Here is a 6704-nt window from a genome sequence, read left to right as displayed (position 1 = left end):
AAAACCTCTGATAGATACTGGCGGACTCCCGCTTCATTCTCATAATTTCTGACTTGTAATCGCCCCTCAATCCCAATCATCATTCCTTTTAAAACATAGTTAGCAATGGTTTCCGCTGTTTTATTCCATGCGACACAAGTAATAAAATCCGCCTGTTGCCCACCTTGTTCACCTTTATAGGGGCGATTCACTGCTAAGGTAAATTGCACATAGTTTGTGCCATTTTTGTTTTGCTTTAATTCGATCGTTTTTGTGGTCCGCCCCACTAAAACAATGTTATTAATCATAGATCTGCCTCCTTATCATACTTCACTAGCCAGTAGCCTTTTGCTTGTCTAACATAATAGGGAATGTCCTGTTGTAATAAATATTCTTCTATCTCTTGTAAGTGATGACGGTAATAACAATAGATGTCACCCGAAGGCTCACAATGAATACACACGCATTCCTGAGATAGAAAAGAGGTATTCGGTTCACCCACTTTCTGCTTCCTATCATTGATAATATTTAACTGTTCAAAGACACGCTTGATCGCTTCATCTCGTGTGACTGCCCCCTGTTTCACTCGAAAAAGCCCGTGATAATCCAGATCATACTTTTTAGCAAAGGTCGATAACTTCATCTGATGCTGCTTCAAATACTCTTGTAACGTCACAGCGATTCTCCTTTCCCGCTTCAAATCATCAGTTATTTAACAAATGATAAAGTCGTTGTTCTAATTGATCACAATGCTTCGCACAAAATTCGGCTCGATTTCTCTGCTCAATGGCAACCAATTCATTATGAATCAAAAGTCTTAAAATACGTTTTGTTTCTGCCAACACTTCAATATCAAATGGATAAATCACTTCTAACTGTTTCATCTTCTCACCCTCATTCGTTTTCGTTTATCTTGCATCCGAGCATAGATATAGAACAATCCGTTCCAATCGTTGTATCTAATTTCAACTTCTTTAAATTGATACATGGGATAGTCTCGCTCTAATTTCTCGCCAATCGAATCTTGATTTAACACCATGTCCATCACTTTACGCTTACTCATTTTTGTACGATTCTTTGACGGCTTGGGTAACACAAGATTTCCCTTACTACTTCCCCAACGACGTTTCCCCTTCAATCTGAAAGCCGTTCTTTTATATGTTTCTTCATCCTTCATCATGTACTTACAAACCCCAATGAAGTTTTCTTCTTTGTAGTAATTAAGCGTTCTAATGGTGGATGAACCTAGTTTCCACTTGGATTCCACTTCTGCTTTGGTTAACCCATTATCCATAATTAGATGTAAATGGAATCGCTCGGTTCCCGTTGTTCCTTCCTCAATCACATACACATACTTCGCATTCTCTAACCCTTTTTTCTTTCTGAATCGGTTAATCCGTCTAAAAAAATTCTTACTTAACCTTTCAGCCGTTTCTAAATCTTGTGGTGCCTCTTTAAACGTTAGGGTACACCAGTAATCTCCCGTATAAAAATTTTCATGAACTAACCGCATTAACTTTTTCTTCGCATTTCGATCATTCAAATTCTTCTGTTGCTCACTACTCTCACGACTTTTCTTTTGTTTAAATCGTCTCATCATCTCAGGAATCTCTTTTTTAAATGAGGGATAAATCTCTACTTCTAACTGATTTCCCGCTTTGATGGTTGCTGTGGTATAAGCCACTCCCCTTAATGACTTCACACCATCATTTAATAATTCCCCTGTTTGCTCATGAAAGGATTGATTATAAAAATTCTCATAATCATAATCATCAAATACTTTTTTCTTCATCACGACTTCCCCCATTTCGACTCCCACTTATTCGACAAAATCTAAAAATGGTCGACTTGTTAATATCCTATACAAGTTCGTTAAAGAGAAGAATTTCTTCTCTTTTTGTCGAACACCTTTTCTATCTGCTTATCGTGATGAATCATTAGAAATCCTATCCCTTTAATTCATGAATAATCCAACCCGCGACTCGCATCACGGATTGATCACGCTTAGTAATAATATTGATATCTTTGACAATGGCCCCAATCCACGTATGACTTCGATATTCAAGGGTTGCAACTTGTTCATCTCCCCAAATCACTTGATATCCCGTTACAACTCCCTCCTTATTCATTTCATATTCTTTAAATAAAAATCCCGCTAACATCTTCATCCCCCCATTTTTGATTAAACAACTTTCGCAACTGACGCTAGATAGCTTTTCGTCATGAGTTCCCCACACTCATGACATCTAATACTTTCTAAATTAAACCCCGATTTTAATTCATACCCGCATGGACACGTATATTCATAGTCCTGTGGTTTATCTTTCCTACAACTAATCTCGGTAATCGCCTGATTCGCTGCATTACGATACCATAAAATTTCTTTCCCCTCGTCATATGTCTGAACCTTTAATTTCTTTAAAGGCTTTTTCGTATCCACCGATGCATAACCATAATTCATTAGCGCATCAGGAAATTCAATGATGCCTAGCGGTGTATTAACTTTCATTTCTATTCCCCCTTAACATCTCTTGTAACTTCACCAAAAAGATGAATAAAATCACCTTAATAGTAAAAAATATTATCGTTATGTGATTTTTAATCACTTATATATCTTGAAGATAAATTTAAATATTGAATAAAATCACCTAACAGATAAAAAAAATTAAGCTTTATTAAAAAAGTCAGAGAGACTAAAAATAGCCTCTTCTGGGAAAAACACATTCGTAATTTCATACGGTCTTAACTCCAAGAGATGTGCCATTGACTTTATATCTTCTGTTGATAATCTGTCAGGATACTTCATACGTGCACAAATATAACTTTTTTTCACCCCTAAAGCCTTCGCAAATTGGCTAAAGTTCATTCCCCTTAATTCGACATAGTCCTTAAACAATGCAGTGTTCATGATATTCCCTCCCTATTATCTTTCTTCTAACCAAAACTCAATCTATTCCATCCCCTGAATGTTGACTTGGGTCACACTTATAATATAACAATATTTTCATCCTAACAACGTGTAATCGCTAACATTTGTGAATTACTGTTTATTTTTTTATAAAAACAAACATCTTTCTTGAATATTGTTCTAGTTTTCGACATAAAAACTATTTTATGTGGATTGTGGTGTTAAATCACCTTTCCCTTGTTGATTTCTGTTTTTGTTTGTCGAATGTTTCCAGAAAGTGATACAGACTCACGTAGAACCATTGCAGATAACCTTTGACTTCGATATGATGATACTGTAATCAAGCGTATAAAGGATGATGGATAAGATGACTAATAAATTAATAGAAATGAAAGATATTATTAAATCACGACGTTTAGAACTTGGACTTACTCAACAGGAATTAGCGGATCTATGTCATGCTGACCGTACAACAGTCGGTAAATGGGAATCGGGTGACATTATAAACATCAAGCGTGACAAACTACAACTACTTTCAAAAGCGTTAAATATTTCTCACCTAGTCTTACTCGGTGCAGAGGAATATATCCCTTGTGAAATAGATGAAATTTTAATATACGATGCAATTTATGGAGATACTCTTGGCAATCAGATTGCTAAAATAAAAAACCCCTACCCTGATAACTATGGACAATTCTTTGGAATACAGGTGGCACATCCAACATTTATCAATGGTTATTGTTTTGCTATCTTCAATAAAAAGACCAAAATTAATAGCGGTGATATCGTGGCTGTCTCTCTTAACGGAAATGAAGCGATGATTAGAAAATTATACATTGTAGATAAGGATATCGTCACACTACGACCGGTGATGGAAGAAGGTGAACTCATTACACTTGTTGAAAATGATATTAAGGACATGAATGTAATTGGAAAGTACTGTTATGCTATTAGTCCATTTTTAGAATAGAAATCGGCTAGAGATATCTATGAATCAATAAAAAAGACTTCAAAAGTCTTAGGAGGAATCATGATGAAAGTGGCATTGTACGCGAGAGTTTCAACCGAGCAACAAATTGAAAATTACAGTATCCCGCTACAAAAAGAACGTATTAAAGCTTTCTGTACGTCTAAAGGTTGGGATGAGATTACAGAATATGTGGATGCTGGGTATAGCGGGTCTAATTTAAATCGCCCGGCTCTTGAGCAGTTACAAAAAGATATTAAAAGTAAAAAGATAAATGCCGTTATTGTTTATCGCCTGGATCGTTTAAGCCGAAGTCAGCGTGATACCCTTTATTTAATCGAAGAAATGTTTTTACCTAACAATGTAGAGTTCATCTCGATTTCGGAAACGATTGATACGAGTACGCCATTTGGTCGCGCGATGATTGGCGTCATGTCAGTATTTGCCCAACTGGAACGTGAGACAATTACTGAACGTCTACGAAGTGGTCGTCTCAAAATGGTTCGTGACCAAGGTCTTTGGGCTGGTGGTTCTGATGCTAGTCCATATGGTTACACTAGACTTAAACGTGGAGAGTTAATAGTTAATGAAGAAGAACGGAAACATATCGTGAGAATATTCGAAGAGTACGTCACCTTAAAATCCTATATTAAAGTTCAAAAGAAATTAGAACAAGAAGGTTTTCCTCCTCTACGACATGCCCGTATTACTTCATTACTTAAAAATAGACTCTACATTGGTGAAGTTTCATTTGCAGGTGAATGGTTCAAAGGGTCACATGAACCTATTATATCAGTTGATTTATTTAATGCAGCCCAAAAGGTAAATGAGCACTTCAAAGGTTATAATTTCGGAAAGATAAAAAATAATGTCTTCAGAAAAAAAGTTATTTGTGGATGCTGTGGTGAGAATTATCGTTCTTACTCTGCAAAGGATAAAAAAACAGGTGAAACCTATTACTATATGGTTTGTTCCCGTCGTAAGATGCCATCTTACTATGAAAGTAAATGTTTTAACCGTAATATTAGACGTTCAGACTTGGAAAATGAGATTTTCAACCGCATTAAAAACTTAGAAACAAGTGGTGAAATTGAATTTACTAAAAAGAGTACACCTGTTGACTACTCAAAAAAGATTGAGGCGATCAATGAGAAAATCAATAAGTTACTCGATTTATACATGGATGATAGACTTCCAAAAGATGCACTTGACGCTAAATTAGCAGATTTTAATTCTCAAAAAGAGAAATTACTATCTCAATCAAAAGAAACAGAATACGAAACATCTCTAATGGAGGACTTTATTAAAAAAGGAATTCCTAACTTATTCGAATGTGACTTAGATACACAAACCGCCATTATTGATTTATTCGTCGATAAAATCATTGTGAAAGAGGATGGATTACAAGTGATTTGGAATCAATAAGCGGAGGGATAAAGATGAAAGTGGCATTGTATTCAAGAGTTTCAACCGAACAACAAATCGATAATTATAGTATCCCGCTACAAAGGGAACGACTAGAAGCTTTTTGTACCTCTAAAGGATGGACTCATACACAGGAATATATTGATGCAGGTTATAGCGGGTCTAATTTAAATCGACCTGCCCTACAACAATTACAAAAAGATATTAAAAATAAAAAAATTAATATGGTTATTGTTTATCGCTTAGATCGTCTAAGTCGAAGTCAACGGGATACCCTTTATTTAATTGAAGAAGTATTTTTACCTCATGAAGTTGAATTTATTTCGCTATCTGAAACAATCGATACCACTACTGCTTTTGGACGTGCAGCCATTGGCGTTTTATCTGTATTCGCTCAACTCGAACGTGAGACCATTCTTGAACGTTTAAGAAGCTGTCATCACAAAATGGTACGAGAAGAAGGATTATGGTCAGGTGGTTCAGCGACAGCTCCCTATGGCTATACTCGGCTAGCTCGTGGAGAATTGGTTGTCAATGAAGAAGAACGTCAGCATATTGTACGAATCTTTGAAGACTATATAAAATTAAAATCTTATACTAAAGTTCAAGATCAATTAGAAAAAGAAGGTTTTACTAGGATCAAAGTTAAACGACTTGTTCACCTCCTACAAAATCGAGTTTATATTGGTGAGGTCTCTTTCGCAGGTGAATGGTATAAAGGCGCACATGAACCCATTATATCTGAAGATCTATTTAATCAAGTACAACAGACCTTCAAAGAAAATAGAGGTTCAAATTTTGGAAAAGTAAAAAATAAAGTTTTTACAGGAAAAGTTTTTTGTGCTCGATGCGGTGAGGAATATCGTTCATACTCTCATACAGATAAATTAGCAACTGGTGAGAAAGCTACCTATCATTATCTAATCTGTAATCGAAGAAAAAAACCTTCCCATTATGAAAGTAAATGTTTTAATAGAACGATTCGACGTGATGAATTTGAAAAAGAAATTTTTACTCGTATTAAAAATTTAGAAACAAGTGGTGAAATTGACTTAAGTCATAGCCCAATGAATTACATTAAACAAATTAAACGTATTGATAGGAAAATAAATAAACTACTGGATTTGTATATGGATGATAGATTATCTAAAACTTCACTGGACGCTAAATTAGCCGATTTAAACACTCAGAAGGAAACACTCTTAGCACAAGCAGAAGAAACAGAATATGAACAATCTCAGATTGAACAATTGATTAAAAATGGGATCCCTAACTTATTTGAATGTGACTTAGAAATGCAAACCGCGATTGTTGATTTATTTATAAATAAAATAGTCGTAACTGAGGATGGGCTTCAAATTACTTGGAATCAATAGCTTTTATTTTTTTACTATTTTTCGGTTTTCATACACTAGCATCACATAC

Annotated in this window: 10 protein-coding genes; 3 read left to right on the top strand and 7 right to left on the bottom strand. The window is 35.2% G+C overall.

The window, feature by feature from the left end; genetic code table 11:
• The 7 genes from ssb to NEH74_RS10305 all read right to left on the bottom strand — a co-directional run.
• A partial coding sequence (ssb, locus tag NEH74_RS10335) for a single-stranded DNA-binding protein (RefSeq protein ID WP_262941343.1) occupies nucleotides 1-287 on the bottom strand: 287 nt, incomplete at its 3' end.
• Complete coding sequence (locus NEH74_RS10330; protein WP_262941342.1) at nucleotides 284-655, bottom strand: hypothetical protein; 372 nt, start codon at nucleotides 653-655, stop codon at nucleotides 284-286. The genes ssb and NEH74_RS10330, both read right to left, overlap by 4 nt.
• 28 nt (nucleotides 656-683) lie before the next feature.
• Complete coding sequence (locus tag NEH74_RS10325; protein WP_055242852.1) at nucleotides 684-863, bottom strand: hypothetical protein; 180 nt, start codon at nucleotides 861-863, stop codon at nucleotides 684-686.
• Nucleotides 860-1771, bottom strand: coding sequence for a hypothetical protein (locus NEH74_RS10320; RefSeq protein WP_147614369.1), 912 nt, complete (start codon nucleotides 1769-1771; stop codon nucleotides 860-862). Before NEH74_RS10320 ends, NEH74_RS10325 begins: the two co-directional genes overlap by 4 nt.
• 154 nt (nucleotides 1772-1925) lie before the next feature.
• Nucleotides 1926-2141: a hypothetical protein gene (locus tag NEH74_RS10315; RefSeq protein ID WP_055305628.1), complete on the bottom strand. Its 216-nt coding sequence runs from the start codon at nucleotides 2139-2141 to the stop codon at nucleotides 1926-1928.
• Nucleotides 2142-2161: 20 nt separating this feature from the next.
• Nucleotides 2162-2488: a hypothetical protein gene (locus NEH74_RS10310; protein ID WP_055242845.1), complete on the bottom strand. Its 327-nt coding sequence runs from the start codon at nucleotides 2486-2488 to the stop codon at nucleotides 2162-2164.
• A 156-nt stretch (nucleotides 2489-2644) separates the two neighbouring features.
• A complete protein-coding gene (locus NEH74_RS10305) occupies nucleotides 2645-2887 on the bottom strand; it encodes a helix-turn-helix domain-containing protein (RefSeq protein ID WP_055242843.1) in 243 nt (80 codons plus the stop codon).
• 358 nt (nucleotides 2888-3245) lie between these two features.
• On the opposite strand from NEH74_RS10305, the gene NEH74_RS10300 reads away from it, so the two are divergent.
• The 3 genes from NEH74_RS10300 (at nucleotide 3246) to NEH74_RS10290 (ending at nucleotide 6655) form a co-directional block, all read left to right on the top strand.
• A complete protein-coding gene (locus NEH74_RS10300) occupies nucleotides 3246-3857 on the top strand; it encodes a helix-turn-helix domain-containing protein (RefSeq protein ID WP_172676277.1) in 612 nt (203 codons plus the stop codon).
• Nucleotides 3858-3920: 63 nt separating this feature from the next.
• A complete protein-coding gene (locus tag NEH74_RS10295; RefSeq protein WP_055305626.1) occupies nucleotides 3921-5279 on the top strand; it encodes a recombinase family protein in 1359 nt (452 codons plus the stop codon).
• A gap of 14 nt (nucleotides 5280-5293) precedes the next feature.
• Entirely contained in the window at nucleotides 5294-6655 is a 1362-nt protein-coding gene (locus NEH74_RS10290; RefSeq protein WP_055305625.1) for a recombinase family protein, read from the top strand.
• The last annotated feature ends 49 nt before the right edge of the window (nucleotides 6656-6704 follow it).

The sequence above is a fragment of the Turicibacter sp. GALT-G1 genome, assembly GCF_025594995.1.
Taxonomy (GTDB): Bacteria; Bacillota_I; Bacilli_A; order MOL361; family Turicibacteraceae; genus Turicibacter; species Turicibacter bilis.
The sequence above is the reverse complement of the archived record's forward strand: the minus strand, read 5'-3'. Positions and strand labels throughout refer to the sequence as shown.

What these genes read in the sequence shown, in the direction of transcription:
- NEH74_RS10325 (WP_055242852.1), bottom strand. Translation starts at nt 863, where the DNA reads ATGAAACAGTTAGAAGTGATTTATCCATTTGATATTGAAGTGTTGGCA.
- NEH74_RS10320 (WP_147614369.1), bottom strand. Translation starts at nt 1,771, where the DNA reads ATGAAGAAAAAAGTATTTGATGATTATGATTATGAGAATTTTTATAAT.
- NEH74_RS10315 (WP_055305628.1), bottom strand. Translation starts at nt 2,141, where the DNA reads ATGTTAGCGGGATTTTTATTTAAAGAATATGAAATGAATAAGGAGGGA.
- NEH74_RS10310 (WP_055242845.1), bottom strand. Translation starts at nt 2,488, where the DNA reads ATGAAAGTTAATACACCGCTAGGCATCATTGAATTTCCTGATGCGCTA.
- NEH74_RS10305 (WP_055242843.1), bottom strand. Translation starts at nt 2,887, where the DNA reads ATGAACACTGCATTGTTTAAGGACTATGTCGAATTAAGGGGAATGAAC.
- NEH74_RS10300 (WP_172676277.1), top strand. Translation starts at nt 3,246, where the DNA reads ATGGATAAGATGACTAATAAATTAATAGAAATGAAAGATATTATTAAA.
- NEH74_RS10295 (WP_055305626.1), top strand. Translation starts at nt 3,921, where the DNA reads ATGAAAGTGGCATTGTACGCGAGAGTTTCAACCGAGCAACAAATTGAA.
- NEH74_RS10290 (WP_055305625.1), top strand. Translation starts at nt 5,294, where the DNA reads ATGAAAGTGGCATTGTATTCAAGAGTTTCAACCGAACAACAAATCGAT.